Genomic DNA, 21,678 nt, shown 5'->3' on the forward strand with positions numbered 1-21,678 from the left:
GCGGTCATGCGCGTCTTTTACGGCAGGTACCTATTCATACGCAATGCGCCTGCACAAGATCGTTACACTCTGGCGCCAGGGCAACGATCAGGAGCCGGCTCTCATGACGCCGCTGCGTCGTATTTATAACGCCGCGCTTGGCGCTGCAGGCATCGAGGTGCTGGGCATGGCGATCGGCTATGCCGGGCAGATCCTCCTGGCGCGCTGGCTGGGCTCGTCGGGCTACGGCGTGTTTGCGTGGGTGAGCGCTCTGGTGATGTTTCTTGCCATTCCATGCCAGCTGGGCTTATCGATGCTGATCCTGCGCGACGTGACCCCCACGCGCATTCGCACTGATGCCGGCGCTGTGCGCGGGCTATTGCGACGTGCCTATCAGATCGCGATCATAATCTCGGCGCTCGTCTGTATTGGCGGCGTTGGCCTCGATCGTCTCCTGGCCGAGGACATTGTTTATCGTGGCCCCTTGGCGACAGGGCTGATCGCCCTGCCTTTCGTCGTGGCCGGTGCGCTCCATGCCGGCACATCGCGGGCATTCGGCCGAATCGTGATGGTCAAACTGTTGGGCGATATCAGTCGTCCGTCGCTGCTGATCGTGGGTGCCAGCTCCGCGATTTATGTCGGCGGTCAAGCCAGCCCTTCGCTGGCGCTGGCACTATTCGCCGGTGCCGCTGCCTTGGCAGCACTTGCGCAGTACGCGGCCCTGCGCCGGATTAGGCCATCTACGCTGGACAAGACGGCCCCGCGCTATGCCAGTCGACAATGGATCAAAACCGCCGCGCCGTTCGCACTCGTCGCAGCGATCGATGTATGCATGCGCCAGATCGATCTGCTCATGTGCGGGTTGTTCTTGCCCGCCGCCGACGTGGGTCGTTATGCGGTCGCGGCCCGCCTGGCTACGCTCGTGACCCTATCGATGGTGGCCATCAACATGCTGGCCGCCCCGACGTACGCCGAGTTGTCGCAGCGCGGCGACCTTCAGAATCTGCAACGCACGGTGCGCCGGTTGGCACATGCGATGTTCTGGCCGGCACTGGCCGTATCCGCCGGGCTCGTGGTCGCCGGACCGATCATTCTGGCGGCCTTTGGGCCGGAATTCGGCACGGCCTATGCGCCGCTCGTCATGCTGGTCGCCGGCGCGCTGGTCAATGTCGGCGCCGGATCGGTCGGCTATCTGGCCAACATGACAGGGCATCAATGGTGGACGGTTCGTATTCAGGGGGCATCCGTGTTGCTCAACGTCGTGCTCAACGCCGTGCTCATTCCGACCTACGGGCTGATAGGTGCCGCCATGGCCACGACGTTCAGCGTCTGCCTGGCCAACATCGGCCTGCATCTTGTGGTGACTCGGCGCGTCGGCGTGCATGCATCAATCATCCATGCATCTCTATGGCCTAAACAAGCGCGACAAACCGAAGCCTGACACTGCAAGGATCAGATAGGCGCGTCATACTGCTGCTGCCAATCCGCGATACGAGCCGTCTTGATGTCGAAACCGCCGGTTAGTGCCGACGCCCCCGTGCAGCGCGTGCTGCATGTGCTCAACTACGGCTGGCCCCACATCGACGGTTATACGGTACGCAGCAGCGGCCTCATCACGGCCCAGGCCCAGCATCTAGGGCTGGACGTCACGGTCGCCACGTCGCCGTTCGCGCCGCTGACACGGGCCGCCGATCGGCAGTTTCAAACTGAGGCCTGGCATCCGGGCGCTCAGATTCACGCCGCCCGGCATCGTAGTGACGATGATCGCGTGGCTGAGATCAAACGCTTCGAGCGGCCGGGCATCGGGCTTGCCCCCGCCACGCAGCGTGAGTTTCGAGCCGAGCTCGCAAGCATTGTACGCCGGCTTTCGCCGGACCTGATCCATGTTCATCACCCGCACTATGTGGCTTCGGTGGCCATCGACGTGGCGCGCGCGTTCGATTTGCCCTGTGTATACGAGCTGCGCTGTTTCAACGGCGACTATGACCTGGGCCTTGCCAGCCGTTATGCCAACCTTCGCGGGCAGTTGTTCAATCGTCACGAAGCCGCGGTCTGTCGCGCCGCCGATGCGGTGGTTACTATTTCGGATGGCCTCGCCGGGCGCATCATCAACACAGGCGTGGCGCGCGAGCGCGTGTTTGTTGTACGTAACAGCGTGGATACGCAGCGCTTCTCATCAGGTTCACGGCCCAGTCCTTACGGAACAAGCCGTGTTCGCATGGGTTACGCCTGTACGTTTTCACCGATGGAAGGCCTGGATCTGCTGGTTGATGCCGCAGCGAATTTGTCGCCACAGCTACGGAACCGGCTGGAGATCGTGATCGCCGGTGACGGCGCCGATCGTGAGCGAATCGAGGCACGTATCGCCGAGCGCGGCTTGGAAGCCACAGTAAAGCTGCCAGGCTTCATCCCTTACGGCGATATGCCTGATTTCTACCGCGGGCTGGATCTATTCGTAGTGCCACGTCGCGACACGCCGGTAGCCGCGGCCACGACACCGCTCAAGCCGCTGGAGGCCCGAGCGGCGGGCGTGCCGATGCTGGTCTCGGATCTACCAGCGCTTCGCGAGTTGCTCGGCGACAACGCCCCCGATGTCCGGTTCGTTTCACCACAGGCCGAGGCGTTGGGCCGTGCACTTGCCGGCTTCATGCACGAGCCATGGTCCGGCGCTTCTGTGGGCGACCATGAGCGCAGCTGGTCACGCGAAGTCATGCGCTACCGCACCGTCTACGCCACGGCACAGGCTATAAAATCGCCGAACGCTGATCGCACGACCCGGATCGAGCGTGCCAATACGACGCTTCGGCGTGTCGGCCGGCGTGCGGCCCGCCGCGTAGTGGATTCCCCCCTGCCCGGCACGACCCCATTAGCCTGTCATGCCGTGGTCTGCGGCTTTCCACGGACAGGATCGACGATGCTGCAGATGATGATTGCTGCCGCGGTTCCCGATGTCCGGGTGTTCGACGGCGAAATCGAAGCGGTTTGGGCGGCGCGACACGCGTTGCGTAATCATCGCTGGATGCTCACGAAAAACCCGCGCGATATCGATACGATCGATGCCGTGCGCGAGTTCTACAGCCGCCGCTCGGCCAAAGCGCATTTCGTTGTCATGTTGCGCGATCCACGCGCAGTCCTGACCTCCAAACACGCGGCTTATCCGAGTAGCCGTGGCTATTACGTGAGCTTCGAGCGCTGGCGCCGTATCTATCGCCGTTTCCGTGCGCTGGCGGCGGCCAAGGACATCACCACGCTTCGCTACGAGGATCTTGTCGTTGCCCCCGATCGTATTCAGGCACAGCTCGAGGCCGATATCGGCTGGGGACGCCGCGCTGAATTCGCCGACTATGATCGCGCCGTGCAAAAACAAGCGCTCGCGCGCGACTCGATGACCGAAGGCGCGCTTGGCGGCCTGCGTGCCGTCGAGTCCAGCCGTATCGAGCAATGGCGTCGCTCGGAGCACGCGCCGCGAATACGCGCCATGCTCGAGGCCATTCCTCAAATGCCCGATTACCTCATCGAGCTGGGATATGAAACCGACGACGCGTGGCGCCATGACATTGTCTGACGGGCCGACCCGACCGACCGAGCCTCCATTGTTCCGGGAGAGTCCTGCTGATTGGCGGCCTGAACAGCTGTTCGACGTCCACGTGAATCTAGGCGTCACCGATGCCGATGGCATAGGCTACGGTCGGCTTCAGCCCGCCGAATACCAATCATTTATGGATCGCAGCGGGATCACCAGAGCCTGTGTGTTCCCCCCGCTCATGGCTGATTACCACACGGCCAATCTCGAGCTGCGTGACTGGGCGCTGGACAACGAGCCCCGCGCTCTGGTCTTCGCACGCCTGGGCGGCGCCGACGGTCCACGGCCCGTTCGCCGGTTCTGGCAGGCACGGCAAGCGCTTGGTGCACGCCTTAAAGGCGTGGCAGCCAGCGTCCCGGATCTCGAGGGCTTCGCCGGTGTGAAAATGATCCCGCACTTAAGCGGCCTGCCGGACACTGAAACGATGACGGCCATCAATGCGGCCGAACTACCCGTGCTTATTCATGCCGGTGCGCACAGCACGCCGTCGTGGATCGAGAAAACCGTACTCCCGCGCCTGCGCGGCCCGGTGATTCTCGCGCATCTCGGCGCCTACCCTACCGAAGCCGGTTTGCTAACAGACGCCGTGGATCTGGCACGTCGCAACGCGCGGGTTTACCTGGATACCTCCGGGGTGTGGGTATCCGAGTTTTTGCGCTACGCGGCGCAACGTGTACCGGGAAAGATGCTGTTCGGCTCGGATGCGCCTCTGGCCCATCCCGACGTGGCCTGGCTGCAGCTGGCCAGCGCAATCCGATGCGACAAGACACTCGAAACTATTGGCTGGACCAACGCCGCCGCCTTGTTCAACTTGCCGGGTCAATTCGACCGATGAGCACGTCTATCTTTGCGCCAAGAAGCGAATTCGACGATATACCGCTGACCGACTGCCACGTTCATATCGGCGAAAGCGACACGAACGAAATTTATTATCCGCATCTGGCATTGGACGAATATCGTCGACTGATGGCGCCTGCCGGTATCACGCGTGCCTGTGTCTTTGCCCCGCTTCGCAAGGACGGCTATCGCCAGATCAACGCGCGGCTGCGAACCGCCGCGGCCGATCCGCGCCGCTCGATACTTGTGTTTGCTCGGCTTGCCAGCCGCGATATTCCCTTGACCGAACCCGCTCCCTGGCTTGTGCGCTACAAGCTGCATCGTCATCTGACCGGGTTTTTTCACGAGCAGGCCACGCCGGATGATCTGGTCGGCTTCGACGGGGTCAAGCTATTGCCGCATCTCGATGGCTGCCCGTCACGCGATGTATTAGCCGCCATCGACGAGCTCGGCCTGCCGCTGCTTGTACACGGCGGGGATTTCTGCAGCCCGCGATGGATCGAGCGTCACCTGATTCGACATACGCGCGCGCCGGTAATCATCGCGCATCTGGGCAGTTTTCCCTGCGCCGAGCGTCATTTAAAGGATGCCGTGGCTATCGCCGCGCGGCACGAGCAGGTTTATCTCGATACGTCCGGCGCCTGGCATCACGAATATTTGCGTTATGCCGTTCGACGTATTCCAAAAAAAATCATATTCGGTTCTGACGCGCCGCTCATGCACCCGCTTGTGGCTTGGCGTCACGTCAGCCATGCGGTGGCGGACGATATAACGCTCGAGTGGATCGCACATGGTGCGGCCGACGAAATCTTTGGCTGCGTTGACCGTTCGGGGGGCGTGTCGTAGCCTGCGGGCGCGCGGCGGCCGCGGCGCTCGTACAAAGCGATTCTTTATTCTTCGAGCAGCCAGAATGAGTGATCCATCCTCCGAAGCACGTCATGTCGTCGTTCTGGGCGCCGGCCCGGCCGGCCTGGCCACAGCCCACGAGCTGAGCCGTCTTGGGGCGCAGGTGACGGTGCTCGAGCGTAACGCTTACGTCGGCGGATTATGCCGTACGGTTGATTACAAGGGTTATCGTTTCGATCTGGGCGGGCATCGTTGGTTTTCCAAGAACGAAGACCTGAATCGCTGGTTTCGACGGTTGATGGACGGCGAGCTGGTAGACGTCGATCGCATCAGCCGGATCTTTCACGACGGCACCTATTATCAGTACCCAATTCAGATCGCAGACGTGGCACGTAAGACGCCGCCGCTCGTCATGGCGCGTGCGGCACTGAGTTATGCCAAGGCGACGGTGCAGTACGATCTGCTGGATCGCGATATCCGGCATATCGAGGATGCGTTCAAGGCGCAGTTCGGCGGCCGGCTTTTCGAGATGTTCTTTCGCCAGTACACCGAGAAAGTCTGGGGCCGGCCCTGTCATCAGTTATCGGCCGACTGGGTGAGCCAGCGCAGCAAGGGGCTATCGATCACCGGCGTGCTCAAGGACGCGCTCAAGCGCGGCTCGACGGCCAGCAGCAGCCTGATCGAGCAGTTCATGTATCCGCGTGATGGCTATATGCGGATTGCCGAGCGCCTGGCAGAAGACGTAAGTGCGGCTGGCAACACCGTGCAGCTGGGCGCGTCGGTCACCGGAATCGATTACCACGGGCCGAATCAATTCACCGTGCGTTACGAGGACGAAAACAAGACACCGGGCGAGCAGGCCGCCACCGACGTGGTTTCCACGCTGCCGCTGGGCGGCTTGGCACGCATGCTCACTCCCGGCTGCGACGAGGCCGTGCATGAGGCGGCCGCGGCGCTTACGTTTCGGGATCTGATCACTGTGAATCTGATCATCGACCGGCCACAGGTCTCGACCGATACGTGGCTGTATGTCCAGAATCGCGATATCGTATTCGGTCGCATCCACGAGCCGAAAAACTGGAGCCCGGCCCTGGTGCCCGAGTCGAATCGGACATCGCTGGTTTTGGAGTGTTTCTGTTTTCGCGATGACGCGCTCTGGCAGTCTGACGACGATACGATCGCGCGGCGCTGTATTGCCGATCTGGCCGACCATCTGGGCCTGATCGAGCCGCACGAAGCCGTCGACTGGTGCGTGGTACGCACGCCCAATGCCTACCCGATCTACGATCTGGATTACGCGGATCGAATCGCGACGATCCGGGGCTACCTCGACGGCTTCGAGGGCCTGGAGATCGCAGGCCGCGGGGGCACATTTCGTTATAACAACGCCGATCATTCGATCGAGATGGGCTTGTTACTGGCCCGCTCGATGCTGGGTTACGGCGGCGATCACATGGCGGTCAACACCGAAACCACCTATCAAGAAACCATCGACGAGGCCGATAGCCAGGCCCAGCATCGTCGCGCGGCCGACGCCGCGTAGTCAGCCGCTGTGGCCGGCGTGGCTCGCCGGCCAGATGGTGCCGGCGACATCGTCGCGTGCCATGGCTGCATCCATGAAGAACTTGGCAGCCCAGTTCGGATACACCCCACGCATATAGCCGCCGCGGCGCGGGAACGACCCGGCAACCGCCCCGCGGATACCCGGCAAGGCATGTGCCGTCGCCTGCGCGGCGGCCACGAAACGAATCGCGCGATCGGCCGTTTCGAACAATTCTACGTCCCTGTCATGTTCGGCCAGCAGCAGCCAGGCGTGGGCAAGCTGAACGGTGCCGGTCAGGCAATCCCAGCGGGCTGCGGGCCGCCAGTCGGCATCGAAACGACCGGCTAAACCACCGTCCAGACGTTGTGCGCGAGCCAAGTGCCTGAGCGCGCGCCGCGCGCCGGCAAGCGCCACATCATCTTCGAAATACAGGGCCTGCTCGACCAGCGCGTGGAGCGAATAGCCTAATGTGTGTGTGAGTGGCCGGCGATTATCTTCGAGATCGTTATCCTCGAGCCAGCCGTTGGCGTGCATGCGCGTGAGCGCCCAATGAATGTTGGCCCGCGCCGCGACGCGATAGGCCGGCTCGTCCAGGACATCGGCCGCGCGTAGCAAGCCAAGCGCACTGCGCAGGTTGTAGGTATTGACCGAATACGTCGCGAACGGCGAGGCGTGGCGGCGCCAGGCCCCGTCAGCGTCCTGGACGGCAACGAGCCACGCAGCCGCGCGCGACAAGCTCTCAGCGAAACGCGGCTCATGACTGGCCTGCCAGGCCGCGGCCCACCCGAACAGCACCTGGCCGGTATTGAAGATGGTGGGCACCGTGACCGGCGCGTCCATGTGCCCGGCGCGCACGGCCCCGCTGGCGAGCTGGATATCACATTCCCAATACGCCATGGCCAGCGCACGCCGGTGGAACTCGTCACGCCTCGTACGCTGGGCGTAGGTCAGACAGGTCGGGATCAGATAGCCCGTCGTTTCAGGATAATCTGCCGCCCATCGTTTGCGCGGCGCGTCGTAATAAGCGGCGACCCCGCCGCCGGGATGTGCGTCCTGGGCACGGGCCACCCAATCGGCTGCCGCGTCGACATGCGCCGCCAGCGGCTGCTGACTGGCGCGCGGCGGCGCCAGGCGCGCCTCCAGGCCACACGTCGCGTTATAAATCTGACGACGTAGCGTATTCAGCGACATCGGACCCTCAACGGTTCGCGGACTACACGCCGGTGATGCATCAAACAGCATCCAGCCGTTTAAGCAGGCTATGTACCACACGCTCGGCCGTTCGCCCGTCCCAGAGCGGGATCGCGCCACGCCTGGCATCGGGTGGTGCGGCCAGGCGAATCGCATCGGCCACCTCATCGATCCGCACGAGTCGATTGGTGCCCAGTGTGACCGTGATCGGGCGCTCGGTGTTCGCTCGCACGGTAAAACAGGCGATACCCAGATGGCTGGTCTCTTCCTGCAGGCCGCCGGAATCGGTAACCACCGCATGGGCATGACGTATCAAGGCCATGAACGGCGTATACGCCAGCGGCTCGATCACTTGTAGTCGCGGCATTACGCTCAAGGTCTCCAGCAACTCAAAGCGGGCCAGCTGGGCTCGGGTGCGCGGATGCAGGGGCCATACGACGTCGCGCTCGCGGGTCATCGTTTCAAGCGCGGCAACCAGTGCGAGGCACCACGCGTAATCCTCCACGTTGGCCGGGCGATGAAACGTGGCCATGACGTAGCCGCGGCGTGTCAGGCCCAACCGGTCGACGGTCGTATCCTGCTCGATCGCGGTGCGCCGGTGCTCGAACGTATCGATCATGATATTGCCCACCCGTTCGATCCGGCTCGCCGGGATGCCTTCCTCAGCCAAGTGGGCATCGGCGTCTTCCGACGGCGTCCAGAGCAGATCGCTGATGGCGTCTGTCACCACGCGATTGATTTCTTCGGGCATCGATCGGTCGAAGCTGCGCAAGCCGGCTTCCAGATGGGCCACCCGCACACCCAGCTTGGTGGCCGCCAGCGCACAGCCGACGGTGGCATTCACATCGCCCACCACGATCGTCCAGGCCGGCCGCTCCGCTTGGCAGATCTGTTCGTAAGCCATCATCGTGTGCCCGGTCTGCTCGGCGTGCGAGCCGCTGCCGATCCCCAGCCGCACGTCAGGCACCGGCAGGCCGAACTCATCGAAAAAGGCCTGCGAAAGATTGGCATCGTAATGCTGGCCGGTATGAACCAGACGCACCCGGCACTCACCACTCGCAACAAGCTGTGGATACAGCCGCGCGATTTTGACGAAATTCGGGCGCGTGGCGGCCACGATGTCCACAAGCGGTTTGGACTGCACCGCGTGCATGGTGTCGGTATCACCCATCGTAGCCCTCCGGATTGCGTGACTGCCAGCGCCAGGCATCGGCGGCGATGGTGTCGATATCGCGCGTGGCCTGCCAGTTCAGGTCACGCGCGGCGGCCGAGGTGTCTGCCCAGTAGTAGGCAAGGTCTCCGGCGCGGCGCGGCGCCGGGCATGTCGGTATGACTTTTCCGGATTGACGCTCGAAGGCGGCAACGATTTCGTAGACCGAATGCCCGCAGCCGCTGCCGAGGTTCCATGTATGCGAGCCGGGCCGGGTGCTGACCTGTTCGAGTGCGGCCAGGTGGCCGTGGGCCAGATCCATCACGTGGATATAGTCGCGCACGCCGGTGCCATCGCGCGTTGGGTAATCGATGCCCAAGACCGAAAGCGATGCCCGCCGGCCCACCGCCACTTGGCAGATATACGGCAGCAGATTGTTCGGGTGACCTTTCGGGTCTTCGCCGATCAGGCCGCTTTCGTGCGCCCCCACGGGATTGAAATAACGCAGCACCGCGACAGCCCAACGCGCATCGGCCGCACATAAATCGCCCAATACCCATTCCGCCACGAGTTTCGTGCTGCCGTAGGCGTTGACCGCCCGCCCGGTGGCGGCCTGCTCGGTCAAGGGCATGGCGTCGCTGGCGCGATAGACGGTGGCCGATGAGCTGAACACCAGCGTGAAAACACCGGCACGTGCCATGGCCTGCGTCAGGGCCACGATGCCGCCAACGTTGTGGGCGTAGTAGTCCAGCGGCTGTTCAAGACTTTCGGCCACGGACTTCAGCCCGGCGAGGTGGATCACGGCGTCGACGGTATGGCGCGCAAACACATCGTCGAGGACGTGTGTGTCACAGACATCACCATACTCGAAAACCAGCCCCCGGCCGGTCAGGCGCTCGACGCGGTCGAGTGCGACGCGTGAGCCGTTCGAGAGGTTATCGAAGACGATCACGTCGTGCCCGGCGTTCAGCAGGACAAGTGCCACGTGTGCCCCGATATAGCCCGCGCCGCCGGTCAATAGAATCTGCATCGGCCTGATTCTACGCAACTCAGCGCGCCTGCGGCCGCGTGATCGGCCGACAGCCGGCCACGAGATCCGCCAGCGAATCACAGGCCAGGCAATGATCGATAGCGCCCGGCGAGACGATGCGCTGGATTTTCAAGCCGCGAACACGCCGAGCCGTACGTCGGTCGAGTAGGACACCATCTTTCACTGCCGTCTGTAACGACCGGGCGAGTGCGGCAGCGGCCAGGGTCCGGCGCGTCTTGTCCATGTCCCGTGCCGGTATACGCCGCGTAAGCCCGCCGTGATTCAAGCGCTTGTCGAACGCCCGAGCGATTCGTGTCACGGCATCGACGGTCTGGCAGCGCATGGCCGCCTCAAGCGCGCTGTCCAATGCTCGGCCTGTGCGAAGCTCAAAAACCGTTTCTTTCGTGGTGTCATCACACGTTGCCAGCGCGCTGTCGATCTGACGGGCGGCGATATCCCACCAGGCCGGCCGATCCAGTGCCTGGCCGGCGAGCAGGAGGCCGCGCGCCGCCTCGGCGGCGGGTAGAAAATCAGGCACGACGACGCCGTGGCGTGCACAGGCACGCGCCGGGTCGTGGGCCAGCAGATCGGCCAGCGCCGTGGCACTGCGTGTGATCGCCCGGGCGATGCGGGAATCATCGTGCTCTCGCTGCCAGTCACACCAGGCACTCAGCGCATTGCCAGTGGCAACCAGGCCACCGCGCCGGCTGGGCGAAGCGAGTGTGGTGTCCTGGATGAGCCCATCCGCGCGCTGCACACCGGCCAGCCAGTGCAACAGCTGCTGCAAACGCGCCGGCCACGGTTCATCGAGGGCGGGCTCGCGCAGCAGAACACGCGCCACATAAGCACTGACCGGCGGCGAGAGTGGCCCCCAGCGTGCCCGCGCGCTATCGAAAGTCGCCGGTAATCCGGCCCCGATGGCGCCGTCCTGGGCGCTAGCCAGAACCGACAACGCTTGATCGGCCAACGCGCGCCGGGCCGTCTCGGCGCGATTGTTTCGTCCGACACCCCACCCGGCACTCACACGCGCCTCGGCTGGCTGGGCTCTGACGGCGTATCCAATACCAGAAACCCGGCGGCCACGAGCGCATCAACGCTTGCCGCCGACGCGCCGCGTGCGCCAGCCACCTGATCGGCATTGGCCTGGCCCAGGGCCCGGCAGCCCGGCCGATCGGCCAACCAGCTGATCACTTGGCTAACGAGCGCGGCCTCATCATCAACGATCGCGCCGCGCCCTTCGCGACACCAGGGGGCCATCACGTCGGCCCAACTATCCACATGCGGGCCGGTGACGACCACGCAGCCGGCCGCGGCCGGCTCGATGACGTTATGCCCGCCGATCCCGGGCACGAGCGTGCCGCCGATGAAGGCGATATCGGCCCGGTAATAGAGCTGACCCAGCGCGCCCAGCGTATCGACCAGTACGATATCGGCGGTCGCGTCGAAGCCGTGCTGGCTGAAGCGCGCCCAGTGCCACGGGCCGGCCGCCAGTTGCCGGGCGACGCTGTCAAAGCGTTGCGGATGGCGCGGTGCGATAACAAGCAACGCCTCGGGATACTGCGCCCGTATTTCGGCAAAGCATGAAAGCCAGCGTGTCTCTTCATCATCATGCGTGCTGCCCGCCACGATGACCGGACGCGCCAACGATTGCCGGCCGTGTGTCGCCGCCGCGCGGTCGAGTGTGTCGTCCGCGGCCAGATCATATTTCAGCTGGCCCAGTGTTTTTAATGCCGCGCCCGTCGCACCGAGTGTTTCAAAACGCGTCTTGTCGGCCGCGCCGGCCGCCGCGATGAGATCGATGCCCTGCAGCGTGTATCGCACCAGCCCTCGCAGCATGGGCGAGTCATAGCGGCTTGCCGAGCGCGGTGATACCGAGGCGTTAACGAGCGCGATCGGGATCGCCGCGCGGGCCAGCGTATCGAGCAGGTTGGGCCAGAGTTCGGTCTCGATGAAAATGGCGCACCGCGGACGTACCCGCGTGACGAAACGCTGCGTGGCGGCCCGGGTGTCCAGCGCCAGATACATGACGTCGACCGTCTCGCCGAGCGCATGACGCGCTGTTTCGCGGCCCGTGGGCGTCATCGTGGTCAATAGAATCGGGGCATCCGAACGCCCGCGCAGCCGGTGGATCAGCGCGATTGCCAGCCGGACCTCGCCCACCGAGGCGGCGTGCAGCCAGACCGGGCGATCGGTGCGGGTCGCGATCCAGGCCAGCCGCTCGGCCAGATGCTGGCGATAGGCCGGCTCCCGGCGCGAGCGCCAGACGAAATAGAGCAGCGCCAGAGGCAACAGGCCAACAACGACAGCCCGATAGACCGCCAGCATCAACGGGGCAGCGCGCATGGGCTCAGTCGCCCGCGCGCTCGCGGATACGCGCCGCGATTGCGGACGTGGAATGGCCGTCCACAAATTCCAGAATCCGGACCCCACCGCCCGCCGCGATCACACAATCCGCGCCGGCCACCTGAGCGGCGTCGTAGTCGCCGCCCTTGACCAGCACGTCCGGCAAGAGCCGACAGATCAAACGCTCGGGCGTGTCCTCGCCAAAGGCCACCACCCAGTCCACGGCCCCCAGACCGCGCAGCACCTGCATGCGATGGGCCAGCGGGTTGATCGGCCGCGCCGGGCCTTTCAAACGGGCGACCGAGGCATCATCGTTGACCGCCACAATCAAGTGGTCGCCCAGTGCGCGGGCGGCTTCGAGATACGCGACGTGGCCGGGATGCAACAAGTCGAAACAGCCGTTGGTCATCACCACTCGCTCACCGCGGGCCTTCGCACCCGTCATCCAATCAGCCAGCGCGGCTTCGTCGGTGACGCCGCGACCGCCTTCAGGTGCCGCATGTAGCGCGGCCAGCAGCTCGTCGCGGCTGACGGTCGCCGTGCCCAGCTTGGCCACGACGATACCCGCGGCCAGGTTGGCAAGCTCGGCGGCCTGCGCGCGCGTCAGACCGGCCGCAAGCCCGGCTGCCATCATCGCAATGACTGTGTCCCCAGCCCCGGTTACATCAAAGACCTCGCGGGCCCGGGCGGGCAGATGCTGAGCGCCGCCGCGCTCGAACAGGCTCATGCCCTTCTCGCTGCGTGTGATCAACAGCGCGGTGAGATCCAGCTGCGAGAGTGCGTGTTCGGCGCCGCGGGCCAGGGTCGTATCGTCCTGCCAGTCGTCGGCCGTGGCAAAACCTTCGGCATAGGCGCCAAATTCCGCCACATTGGGCGTGATCAGGCTGGCCCCCGCATAGCGTGCCCAGTCACGCCCCTTGGGGTCGATGAGAACCGCCACGCCGGCGGCTCTGGCCATCGCGATGATCGCGGCGACATCAGCCAATGTGCCCTTGCCGTAATCCGAGCAGACGATGATGTCCGTATCGGCCAGCGCGGCACGAACCCGAGCCAGCAACTCGGCCCGCTCGAATGCCCCGTCCATGGCAAAGGATTTCTCGAAATCCAATCGTATGAGCTGCTGGTTGCGGCTCATGACGCGCAGCTTGGCGATCGTCGGGTGACTGTTGCTGATCAGCAGATCGCTGACCACCCCGGCCTCTTGCAGCAAGCCCTCGGCGGCTTGTCCAGGCTCGTCGTTACCAACCACACCGATGAGCCGGGTTCGAGCGCCGATACGGGCCAGATTCAGCGCCACGTTCGCCCCGCCGCCCAGCCGGCGCTCCTCGTCACCGATACGCACGACCGGCACCGGCGCCTCGGGCGAGATCCGGCCGGTATCGCCGTACCAATAACGGTCGAGCATTACATCGCCGATGACCAGCACACGTGCGTCAGCGAATACGGGCAAAGTGGGCATCGATCTTTCGTCGCTCGGCTGAATCGGCCATCATACAAACGCTCACGCCCCATTTACAGCACGCCCCGAACGCCGAGCGATTCGCGATCTGTGTGTGCGAGTCCGATATGTCATGAGCCAGCCCGCCCCGTCCCGCGCCGATGCGCCCTCGCTTTCTCATCCGCGGCACTGGCCGAGCTGGCTGCTGGTGGGCCTGGGCCGGCTGCTGGCGCGTCTGCCCTGGCGCGCCCAGATGCGGCTGGGGGCTCGGCTCGGGCGCTTCGCGCGGCATATCGTGCGCGACCGCGCCCGGGTCGCGGCCATCAACCTATCGCTGTGCTATCCCGGTCGCACGCCGGCCGAGCGCGAGGCCCTGCTCGATGCACACTTCGCTTATGTCGGCCAGGGCGCGCTGGAAACCGTGTTCTGCTGGTGGGGCCGCCAGGACGAGATCGACGGCCTGGCCGAAATCGAGGGCCTGCATCACCTGGAGGATGCCGCCATGCGCGGGCGTGGCATCATTCTGCTGTCGGCCCACACCACGTCGCTAGAGCTCGGGGTGCGCATGGCCCGGCCGTATATGCAGGCGCTGGGCTACACGACGACCGCGATGTACAAACCCCCGCATGATCTTGTCATCGATCACGTCATGCGCACCCGCCGCGAGGCACACATCGGCGGCGCGACGATCGCCGACAACGATATCGGCGGGCTCATGGCCGCTCTGCGCCGGGGCGAGGCCGTCTGGTACGCCGCCGATCAGAAGGCCGGCAAGCGTGTGAGCGTCACCGTCGACTTCTTCGGCCAGCCGGCGCGTACCCATGTCGCCATCAGCCGCGTGGCCAAGATGACGCGCGCCACCGTGGTCCCGTTCTTTACCCTGCGCCGGGCCGACGGGCGCGGGTATCGCCTGATCGTCAAACCCGCGCTTACCGACTTTCCCAGCGGCGATGAAGCCGCTGATGCCCAGCGCATCAACCACATCATCGAAGACGTCGTGAACGAGGACCCAGCCCAGTATTTCTGGCTGCACCAGCGCTTCAAGCGCCGGAAGTTCGATCCCTACAAACCGGATGCCTCGAAAAAAGCCGCCTCGTAACCCGCCCGCAGCGCGGCCCAATCGGCCGAACGAAAATGAAAGACCGGCTCGCGGGCGGCGAACTTGTCCAGCGAGCGCTTCAAGCGCGCCAGATTGTTCTCTCGCCAGCGCCGGCGCGGATACCTGTATCGCGCCCGGTCGAAATCGATCAGCCAGGGCTGGTCCGCCTCGTCGAGCAGGATATTGCGCGCGTTTAAATCTGCGTGCCAGACACCGTGGGCATGAAGCCCGGCGATCTCGCGACCGATGGCCTGCCAGGTCGCTATAGAAACAGATTCGAGACAGGCCCGATCGGCCAGCGGGCAAGCCCCCTGAATTCCCTCGGTAATCAGATCCGCTTCGTAGTACAGCCCGTGTCTTATGCTTTGAGCCGCAACCGGCCTGGGCACGCCAAGGCCCAGGCGCGCCAGATCAAGCATGATTTGAAACTCCCGGTAGGCCCGCGTGCGGCGCGCGCCGGTCCACAGATAACGGTCTGCGCTGAGGCGCGCTGCGAAACCGCCGCGTCGAAAATGACGCAACACCCAGTAGGAGCCGTCGTCGCGGCGGAGAAAACAGGCCTGGCCGCGGCCCTGGGCATGGCCGAGCAGCCCGTTTCGCCGCTGCCATTCGGCGATGTCGAACAGCCCGTCGCACGGCGCTGTATCAGCGAAAAAAACCGGATTCCAGACCCGAAAACGCGCGGTCGTTGCTGACTCGGCCTGTCCATGGCAGCCGTGCGGGGCCAGTTTGATCGGGGCTTGTGTCATGGGCGTGCTGCTGTCGCGGGGCGAAACCTATCGGGCGCGTCGTGTCGCGCCATTCTGTTGATCGACGCCACGCCCGGTTTTCTAATCGCGTAGTCTGACATGCAGATTTTTACCGACGCCGATGTATTAATCATGGCTCGACGGCGGATATCGAGAGGCTCATGAATCAAGGCACCGTATTTTGCGCTGACTTTGCCGATTATCCGTTCATGCAGGAGGCTGCCATGCGTCTTGCCGATGACACGCGCCTGATCATCGGCGGCCAAGGGCGCCTGCCGCCGTCCTCGGGCGATGCCTCACTGGATCGATACGAATACTTCGACTGGCGAAATTATTTTCGATTCGCTGACTTTGAGCCGCGCCTGGACGCACGCTCCGTCATCCCGCTCGATCGTGTGTCGTATTACGAGCCGGCCAAGCAGCGATTCATGCGCTCACTGGATCGTGTGTTTCTCGAACCGGCGTCTTACGCCCAGCAAGAACAACTGTTCTATGGCCTGATTCGCGCTTTCGAAGCGTGGATCACCCGTACGCCGCGTCCGCTGACCGTGTTTTTTGCGCATACCCCGCATTTTCCCTGGCACATCGTGTTTCACCAGGTGTGCAAGACACACGATGTTCCGGTATTCATTTGCCGCACCACACAAATCGCGGATGCCGTGCTGCTTGATGCCGATCTGAGCGAGCACGGCCAGCGCTGGGTTCGCCCGGCGCAGCCGATCGATCCGACGTGGGTCACCGACCAAGCCTGGGCCCGCTCGCCGCGCATGGCCAACTCGGTGTCGATCAACGTACGAGCAGAGCGGCATGCCCGCAAGCGCGTCGGGCTTGCTCGCTGGATAGCCATTGCTTGGCGTTATTTCCGAGATCGGCAATACCTGGCCCATCGTCATTACCATCGTTTGCCCTGGCGCCGGGTGATGGCCGTTGCCCGACAGCGTCAACGCCAGCGCCGCGCAGATCTGGCTTATCTGGATGCCAACGCAAGGCGTCACGCGCCCGATCAACCGTTTGTCTATTTTGGCCTGCACTATCAGCCGGAGCGTACGACCGTTCCTGAAGCGGGTTATTTTCATGACCAGATTCAGGCGATCCGGCTGTTGGCGGCGGCGCTGCCCGAGGGCATGGTCCTGGCGGTCAAAGAACACCCGCGACAGCTCGGTGATCGACGCCCGTCGCTACGCCGATTCCATACGCAGCGCACACCGTTGTATCGCGCGATTCAGCGGATTCCGAACGCGGTTCTGATCCATGCGTTCGTCGATTCGGCTTCACTGATCGGCCGTGCGCGCATGACCGCATCATGTACCGGTTCCGCTGTTTTCGAGGGCTTGCAGGCCGGAATTCCGGGCGTCACATTTGCCGCGACGTGGCACTCGGCCTGCCCGAGTGGGCCACTCTGTAGCCAGGCCGAGGCGCTGCCGGCCCTGATCGAGCGCCTGCTTGCCAAACCAACCGACGAAGTACGCGCCGATTACGTACGCTTTCTCGACGACAACGCAGAATGGTGGTTTCTCGGGGCCAACGACGATCGTGCGGTCAAACGCTCGGCGTTTTCACGTCAAACGCTGCGGGACTCCGTGGCCGAGATGCTGTACGACACCGCGATTGGTTCGCACGAGCCCAGGCGCCACGTGCGCCTGGCACGCGATAACAGCCCGACCCAGGAATCGGCCTGACCCTCACCCGCGGCCGGGCCATTAACGGACTGCGTTGTTCATTTCGTTAACCACGAACGCGCCGTATTTCTTGAAATCGAACGTCGACTCGAACAATTGCCGACCGGCACGCGCAATCTCGCGGCGCTCGTCCTCGGCTGTGGCGTAATGGCGAATTTTGTCGATCAGATCATCGAGATCGTCGAAACAGACAAAATGCTCGTTTTCTCGTGCACCGCCCGGCAATGCCAGATCCCGAATCGATGGGCTGCTCAGGCAGAAGGCCGACAACAGCCATAGCTCCCAGTGGCGATGGGTAAACTCGCCCAGACCGTCCAGCGCCAGATTCACGCGCGAGTCGCGAATGGCCTGCACGTACCGATCCGTATCGAGCGCGGGTGCGGCGACGTCGGGGGCGACATCTGTGTCGATATCGTGCGGCTGAATACCGCCGATGGCCGTTATCTCCGGCGCGGCCAGCACCCGTCGCCAGACCTCGGGGCGCAACGGCGAACTTTGCGTGCCGTAGAAACAGGCGTCATACAACGCCGTCTCGCTGGGCTTGTCGAAACCGAAGGTCTGCGGCACCAACCGGGCCACGTTATGACGCCGCGCCGGAATCAACGGACAATCAAGCCAGGCAAGACGAATCTTGTCTCGGTTGTGGTTCGTGATCGAATATCGCGCCAAGTTGGCGTAATGCTCGCGCTTGAACACCACATCGAATCGATCCAAGCACTGATCGTCAACCATGAAACCGGCTTGGGGATTACTGATGAAAAACGCTTTCGCCAGCCCCTCGATCCCGCTGACGAAATCAAACTCGCGAACGTTGGTGCCTTCACCCGATGAGTCAGCCTTGCTACAGATAATTAGATAATCGAAGCGTTGACCGATCTCCCGCCGGTGTCGATAGAGCCAGGCAAGACTGGCCTCGGTGACGTCGAAACTGGCGTGCAGCGCTGAGCGCATGAAACCGCACTGGCCACGCAGCTTGCGATAGCGGTTCTTCTTGCGTCGCAGGCGCGTAATCAATCCAGCGCCGATATCGGGATAGTGACGGCCGATATACAACACACGCACCGCGTCGTTATTCATGGATCATGCCTTGTCGCCGATTATGATTTTCGAATACAGGTATCGGGCGCGCTGATCGCGCCAGCGCGTGGCGCGTGCATCACAAGCCAACCGCGTGTCGCACATGATCCCACGCCGTGCCGTCGGCCAGCTCGTGGCGCTGCCATTGTTTCCAGGCCAGGTCGTGGGCCCACACGCCTCGATCCGGTCGCACTATCGATGCCTCGATATCATGACCGCCCATCGGCCATGCCATCGACACATCGCTTTCCACGATGATCGGCACGCCGGCCAGAACCGCCTCGATACCGGTGTTCGAACTGTACGTGATCACGCAGTCGACCGCGGCCATATCCTCGGCCAGAGAATGCGCCGAGGCCACGGCGTGTGCCGGACATTCGGTGAAACCAAGCGGATGCGGTCGATAAATGACCTGGCGGCCCATCGCATGAAGCCGAGCGGCACGCTCGGCCGCCCATTCGTCAACTTGCACGCCGTTGAGCGATATATCGCCGGGGACCTGGCCAATCAGAAGCACACGGCCGGTATCCCGATGCTGCCACTCACGCCATAGATGACCGAAGTGCTGCTCGAAGCGCACGCCGTTATCGCCGGCCGGCCCATACCGACCGTGATTGTTGAGCCCGTCGAAGGCCAGACTTGCCCAGCCGCGACGCGGCGGCAAGAACCCGCGCTCGAGAATCAGCGCGTGCTGGCCCTCACTTTGCGCCAGGCGATCGAACATCGCGGGTTCATGCCAGCCCCAGAACACATGCACATCAGCGTCCAAGGGGCGGCCCGGCCGATACAGTCTGGTTTTGATGTCGTGTCGACGAAACCCCTGGCGTAGGGCGACCGACCAGTCGATCTTTTCGCGTTTGCGCCGGACACGACGCCGGGCCCGCCGTGTCCACGGCCAGCCCGGCGGATAGGTATGAAAACAAACGTCGATCATGTGTGTAGATGGAGGCGAGGATCGGACTCGATGAGATATCGCGCATAGCGACGTTCGGCATCAAAGTCATGATCGGTCGACATGGGCCGTGTCGGCTGGCTGTCGGAGCGTGTATCGCCGAAATCGAAACCGTAGATATCAAGCCGGGCGCAGGGTGACGCGGCCAATAGGTCGAGGGCTTTCATGCCGGTCGAGGCTGTTTTTCCCAGCCGCTGCGCCAGTGCGCGATCTCGTCGTTTCGATAATATGTGCAGTCGTCGTGTCGCAAACATCCAGGCCGGGATGTTACGCATCATTTTTGGTCGTCGGCTGACCCAGACCAGGCGCTCGACGCCCCGTCGCTCGGCGGTCGTGCGGCTCATCGGCAGCGCGGTGATGAGCCAATCGGTGCGCCGACCGTGCGAACGCTCGCTTACGAGCACGCCGCGGTTGCAACGTATCACGCAGTCGGCGGCGTCAATGGCCGGGCCGTAGGCCTGCTTCGCCAGGGACGCTGCGCCGCCAACCAGCGCGACACGTTGGCCGGCCAGCTCTCGCAACAGCTTGTCTTGTGAGCGCGGTCTTCTGACAAGCCGCCAGAGACGCCCGAGCAGACGTTGACGACGACGGGACCAAACGGCGTGCCGCCGCTGGCGTGCCGACAGCACGGCCATCTCGCCTGCAAGCGCCGGACTGATCGGTGCGGTGACGATCACGCAGTACTCGTGCGGTGTATCCGCGACCAATGCCGCGTGGCCGAACACGCTCGCGATCCGCTCACACCACCACGTGCTGTCATGAACACTCGCGAATTCGTTATGCCCGTCGACTAACGGACGGCTGGAATATCGTGTCGAAATACGAAAGACACCGTGGCGACCAACACGGCGCGCCGCATCCAGCGCCCGCGCCAGCGCGTCCGCATCCAGGTATTGCAGCACGCGGTCACTGGCGACCAGCGTGTCGTTGGCGTCGCTCGCGGCCGTATCGTCATCGACGCCGTTGGCGGCATCGTCGAGATGCTGGGCTACCAGCCGCGAGAGACCGAGGGCACTCGCAGTCGCCTGCACCCATGCCGGCGCCGTATCGAGCGGCTGCTGTGACAGACACGGATCAAGCATCGCCACGCGTTATGTCTTGATAGATCGTTTGATAAGCATCAGCCATTCGGTCGACGTTGAACGCCCGGGCGGTCTCCTGCCCGGCCACAGCCATGCGATGTGCCCATTCCGGCGCCTCGAATAAGCGAAGCAAAGCTTGTTCAAGCGCGCGCGAGTCGCCCGCCGGCACCAGCAAACCGTTGACGTCATGCTCGATGAACTCGGGCAGGCCGTCGACCGCCGACGCGATGACGGGCAAGCCAGCCCGCATGGCGTCCAGCGCAGCGCCGCCGATACCCTCGTGGCGTGAGGGTAGAACGAACGCGTCGGCCGCGGCCAGATAATCGCCGACGTTATCAACAAAGCCGGCGAACTCGATGCTGGCTTTGCCGTCCCGTGCCTGGCGCTCGAATCGTTCGCGGTCTCGTCCAGCGCCGACGAGCACGAAATGCATGCCACTCTGGCGGGCGGCGAGGCCGTGCGCTGCCTCGATCAGACACGACTGGCCTTTCTGCGCATCCACAAGCGCCGCCACGTTGACCACCACATAAGACGACCCCCAGCGTGCCCGCAGACGGTCTCGTATCTCGGGGTTCACCGCCAGATCACTGAGCGCACTGTAAACCGTCGTCGTCGGCCGCCCTGCATATGCCGCGATGACCGCGGATACCGACTTGGCAACCCCTACACACGCCGCCGCGTTCGCATACACCGCACGCGTCAGCGCGCTGTTACTCGGCCGCTTGCCCAAACGACGGGTAACAAGATAGGGCAAGCCCGAAACACGCCAGCGCAGCCAAGCCAGTTGCGCGCCTCGCGTGTCGTGCGCATGCACGACATCCCCCTGGACACACCGCAGTTTGGTCGGAAACGGTCGTGCGATGGCTTGAATATCCAGACCGGGAACATCAGCCAGGCGCTGGCCCAGGGGCTGGCCAGCACGAACGACAGCACGCTGGGTCAAGCCACGCTGGGACAGCGCACGAATCAAGAGCTCGGTCTGTCGTTCGCCGCCGCGATACCCCCGCGAGAGATTCAGATGACAGACGTGCGCCATAGACATGCCCGAGACGAGACAATGCGCGCGCCGATCGACCCCACGCCGCTATCGACTCGACGAT

At 63.8% G+C, this 21,678-nt stretch carries 18 protein-coding genes; 7 read left to right on the plus strand and 11 right to left on the minus strand.

The genetic code is table 11. The features are described from left to right. Positions 1–43 precede the first annotated feature (43 nt). From SAJA_RS12490 to SAJA_RS12510, 5 genes are all read left to right on the plus strand, one after another. Positions 44–1,420: a lipopolysaccharide biosynthesis protein gene (locus SAJA_RS12490; protein WP_184999872.1), complete on the plus strand. Its 1,377-nt coding sequence runs from the start codon at positions 44–46 to the stop codon at positions 1,418–1,420. Between the two features lie 63 nt (positions 1,421–1,483). Next, positions 1,484–3,544: a glycosyltransferase gene (locus tag SAJA_RS12495; RefSeq protein WP_123659003.1), complete on the plus strand. Its 2,061-nt coding sequence runs from the start codon at positions 1,484–1,486 to the stop codon at positions 3,542–3,544. Further along, positions 3,507–4,397: an amidohydrolase family protein gene (locus tag SAJA_RS12500; protein ID WP_123659004.1), complete on the plus strand. Its 891-nt coding sequence runs from the start codon at positions 3,507–3,509 to the stop codon at positions 4,395–4,397. The genes SAJA_RS12495 and SAJA_RS12500 overlap by 38 nt, the downstream gene beginning before the upstream one ends. After that, entirely contained in the window at positions 4,394–5,245 is an 852-nt protein-coding gene (locus SAJA_RS12505) for an amidohydrolase family protein (protein WP_184999873.1), read from the plus strand. Before SAJA_RS12500 ends, SAJA_RS12505 begins: the two co-directional genes overlap by 4 nt. A 64-nt stretch (positions 5,246–5,309) precedes the next feature. Then, entirely contained in the window at positions 5,310–6,788 is a 1,479-nt protein-coding gene (locus SAJA_RS12510; protein WP_184999874.1) for an FAD-dependent oxidoreductase, read from the plus strand. On the opposite strand, the gene SAJA_RS12515 is transcribed toward SAJA_RS12510, so the two are convergent. Genes SAJA_RS12515 through hldE form a run of 6 tightly spaced genes read right to left on the minus strand, consistent with a single transcriptional unit; the run spans position 6,789 to position 13,961 of the window. Further along, on the minus strand, positions 6,789–7,979 hold the full coding sequence (locus SAJA_RS12515; RefSeq protein WP_221180232.1) for a glycoside hydrolase family protein: 1,191 nt from the start codon (positions 7,977–7,979) through the stop codon (positions 6,789–6,791). A gap of 40 nt (positions 7,980–8,019) precedes the next feature. Next, complete coding sequence (gene wecB / locus SAJA_RS12520; protein WP_221180233.1) at positions 8,020–9,150, minus strand: non-hydrolyzing UDP-N-acetylglucosamine 2-epimerase; 1,131 nt, start codon at positions 9,148–9,150, stop codon at positions 8,020–8,022. Next, a complete protein-coding gene (gene galE / locus SAJA_RS12525) occupies positions 9,143–10,159 on the minus strand; it encodes a UDP-glucose 4-epimerase GalE (protein ID WP_123659007.1) in 1,017 nt (338 codons plus the stop codon). The genes wecB and galE overlap by 8 nt, the downstream gene beginning before the upstream one ends. 19 nt (positions 10,160–10,178) lie before the next feature. Further along, positions 10,179–11,183 (minus strand): hypothetical protein, encoded by a 1,005-nt coding sequence (locus tag SAJA_RS12530; RefSeq protein ID WP_123659008.1) that lies wholly within the window; start codon positions 11,181–11,183, stop codon positions 10,179–10,181. Further along, positions 11,180–12,502 (minus strand): 3-deoxy-D-manno-octulosonic acid transferase, encoded by a 1,323-nt coding sequence (locus SAJA_RS12535; protein ID WP_123659009.1) that lies wholly within the window; start codon positions 12,500–12,502, stop codon positions 11,180–11,182. Before SAJA_RS12535 ends, SAJA_RS12530 begins: the two co-directional genes overlap by 4 nt. Positions 12,503–12,506: 4 nt before the next feature. Further along, positions 12,507–13,961, minus strand: coding sequence for a bifunctional D-glycero-beta-D-manno-heptose-7-phosphate kinase/D-glycero-beta-D-manno-heptose 1-phosphate adenylyltransferase HldE (gene hldE / locus SAJA_RS12540; RefSeq protein WP_123659010.1), 1,455 nt, complete (start codon positions 13,959–13,961; stop codon positions 12,507–12,509). Positions 13,962–14,073: 112 nt separating this feature from the next. On the opposite strand from hldE, the gene SAJA_RS12545 reads away from it, so the two are divergent. Then, positions 14,074–15,039, plus strand: coding sequence for an LpxL/LpxP family acyltransferase (locus SAJA_RS12545; RefSeq protein ID WP_123659011.1), 966 nt, complete (start codon positions 14,074–14,076; stop codon positions 15,037–15,039). On the opposite strand, the gene SAJA_RS12550 is transcribed toward SAJA_RS12545, so the two are convergent. Beyond that, positions 15,003–15,788 (minus strand): 3-deoxy-D-manno-octulosonic acid kinase, encoded by a 786-nt coding sequence (locus tag SAJA_RS12550; RefSeq protein WP_123659012.1) that lies wholly within the window; start codon positions 15,786–15,788, stop codon positions 15,003–15,005. The two genes, SAJA_RS12545 and SAJA_RS12550, sit on opposite strands and share 37 nt — an antisense overlap. A gap of 161 nt (positions 15,789–15,949) precedes the next feature. On the opposite strand from SAJA_RS12550, the gene SAJA_RS12555 reads away from it, so the two are divergent. Continuing rightward, positions 15,950–17,467, plus strand: a complete 1,518-nt coding sequence (locus SAJA_RS12555; RefSeq protein WP_123659013.1) for a hypothetical protein — start codon at positions 15,950–15,952, stop codon at positions 17,465–17,467. Positions 17,468–17,488: 21 nt separating this feature from the next. On the opposite strand, the gene SAJA_RS12560 is transcribed toward SAJA_RS12555, so the two are convergent. From SAJA_RS12560 to SAJA_RS12575, 4 genes are all read right to left on the minus strand, one after another. Further along, positions 17,489–18,544: a glycosyltransferase family protein gene (locus tag SAJA_RS12560; protein WP_123659014.1), complete on the minus strand. Its 1,056-nt coding sequence runs from the start codon at positions 18,542–18,544 to the stop codon at positions 17,489–17,491. 79 nt (positions 18,545–18,623) lie between these two features. Further along, positions 18,624–19,478: a hypothetical protein gene (locus tag SAJA_RS12565; RefSeq protein WP_123659015.1), complete on the minus strand. Its 855-nt coding sequence runs from the start codon at positions 19,476–19,478 to the stop codon at positions 18,624–18,626. Beyond that, positions 19,475–20,578: a glycosyltransferase family 29 protein gene (locus tag SAJA_RS12570; RefSeq protein WP_123659016.1), complete on the minus strand. Its 1,104-nt coding sequence runs from the start codon at positions 20,576–20,578 to the stop codon at positions 19,475–19,477. Before SAJA_RS12570 ends, SAJA_RS12565 begins: the two co-directional genes overlap by 4 nt. Then, a complete protein-coding gene (locus tag SAJA_RS12575) occupies positions 20,571–21,620 on the minus strand; it encodes a glycosyltransferase family 4 protein (protein ID WP_123659017.1) in 1,050 nt (349 codons plus the stop codon). The genes SAJA_RS12570 and SAJA_RS12575 overlap by 8 nt, the downstream gene beginning before the upstream one ends. Positions 21,621–21,678 lie beyond the last annotated feature (58 nt).

The sequence above is a fragment of the Salinisphaera japonica YTM-1 genome (assembly GCF_003788585.1).
Taxonomy (GTDB): Bacteria; Pseudomonadota; Gammaproteobacteria; order Nevskiales; family Salinisphaeraceae; genus Salinisphaera; species Salinisphaera japonica.

Excerpts from the sequence above, each read along its gene's own strand:
- SAJA_RS12490 (WP_184999872.1), top strand. The coding sequence starts at position 44 with ATGCGCCTGCACAAGATCGTTACACTCTGGCGCCAGGGCAACGATCAG.
- SAJA_RS12495 (WP_123659003.1), top strand. The coding sequence starts at position 1,484 with ATGTCGAAACCGCCGGTTAGTGCCGACGCCCCCGTGCAGCGCGTGCTG.
- SAJA_RS12500 (WP_123659004.1), top strand. The coding sequence starts at position 3,507 with ATGAAACCGACGACGCGTGGCGCCATGACATTGTCTGACGGGCCGACC.
- SAJA_RS12505 (WP_184999873.1), top strand. The coding sequence starts at position 4,394 with ATGAGCACGTCTATCTTTGCGCCAAGAAGCGAATTCGACGATATACCG.
- SAJA_RS12510 (WP_184999874.1), top strand. The coding sequence starts at position 5,310 with ATGAGTGATCCATCCTCCGAAGCACGTCATGTCGTCGTTCTGGGCGCC.
- SAJA_RS12515 (WP_221180232.1), bottom strand. The coding sequence starts at position 7,979 with ATGTCGCTGAATACGCTACGTCGTCAGATTTATAACGCGACGTGTGGC.
- wecB (WP_221180233.1), bottom strand. The coding sequence starts at position 9,150 with ATGGGTGATACCGACACCATGCACGCGGTGCAGTCCAAACCGCTTGTG.
- galE (WP_123659007.1), bottom strand. The coding sequence starts at position 10,159 with ATGCAGATTCTATTGACCGGCGGCGCGGGCTATATCGGGGCACACGTG.
- SAJA_RS12535 (WP_123659009.1), bottom strand. The coding sequence starts at position 12,502 with ATGCGCGCTGCCCCGTTGATGCTGGCGGTCTATCGGGCTGTCGTTGTT.
- hldE (WP_123659010.1), bottom strand. The coding sequence starts at position 13,961 with ATGCCCACTTTGCCCGTATTCGCTGACGCACGTGTGCTGGTCATCGGC.
- SAJA_RS12545 (WP_123659011.1), top strand. The coding sequence starts at position 14,074 with ATGAGCCAGCCCGCCCCGTCCCGCGCCGATGCGCCCTCGCTTTCTCAT.
- SAJA_RS12550 (WP_123659012.1), bottom strand. The coding sequence starts at position 15,788 with ATGACACAAGCCCCGATCAAACTGGCCCCGCACGGCTGCCATGGACAG.
- SAJA_RS12555 (WP_123659013.1), top strand. The coding sequence starts at position 15,950 with ATGAATCAAGGCACCGTATTTTGCGCTGACTTTGCCGATTATCCGTTC.
- SAJA_RS12560 (WP_123659014.1), bottom strand. The coding sequence starts at position 18,544 with ATGAATAACGACGCGGTGCGTGTGTTGTATATCGGCCGTCACTATCCC.
- SAJA_RS12565 (WP_123659015.1), bottom strand. The coding sequence starts at position 19,478 with ATGATCGACGTTTGTTTTCATACCTATCCGCCGGGCTGGCCGTGGACA.
- SAJA_RS12570 (WP_123659016.1), bottom strand. The coding sequence starts at position 20,578 with ATGCTTGATCCGTGTCTGTCACAGCAGCCGCTCGATACGGCGCCGGCA.
- SAJA_RS12575 (WP_123659017.1), bottom strand. The coding sequence starts at position 21,620 with ATGTCTATGGCGCACGTCTGTCATCTGAATCTCTCGCGGGGGTATCGC.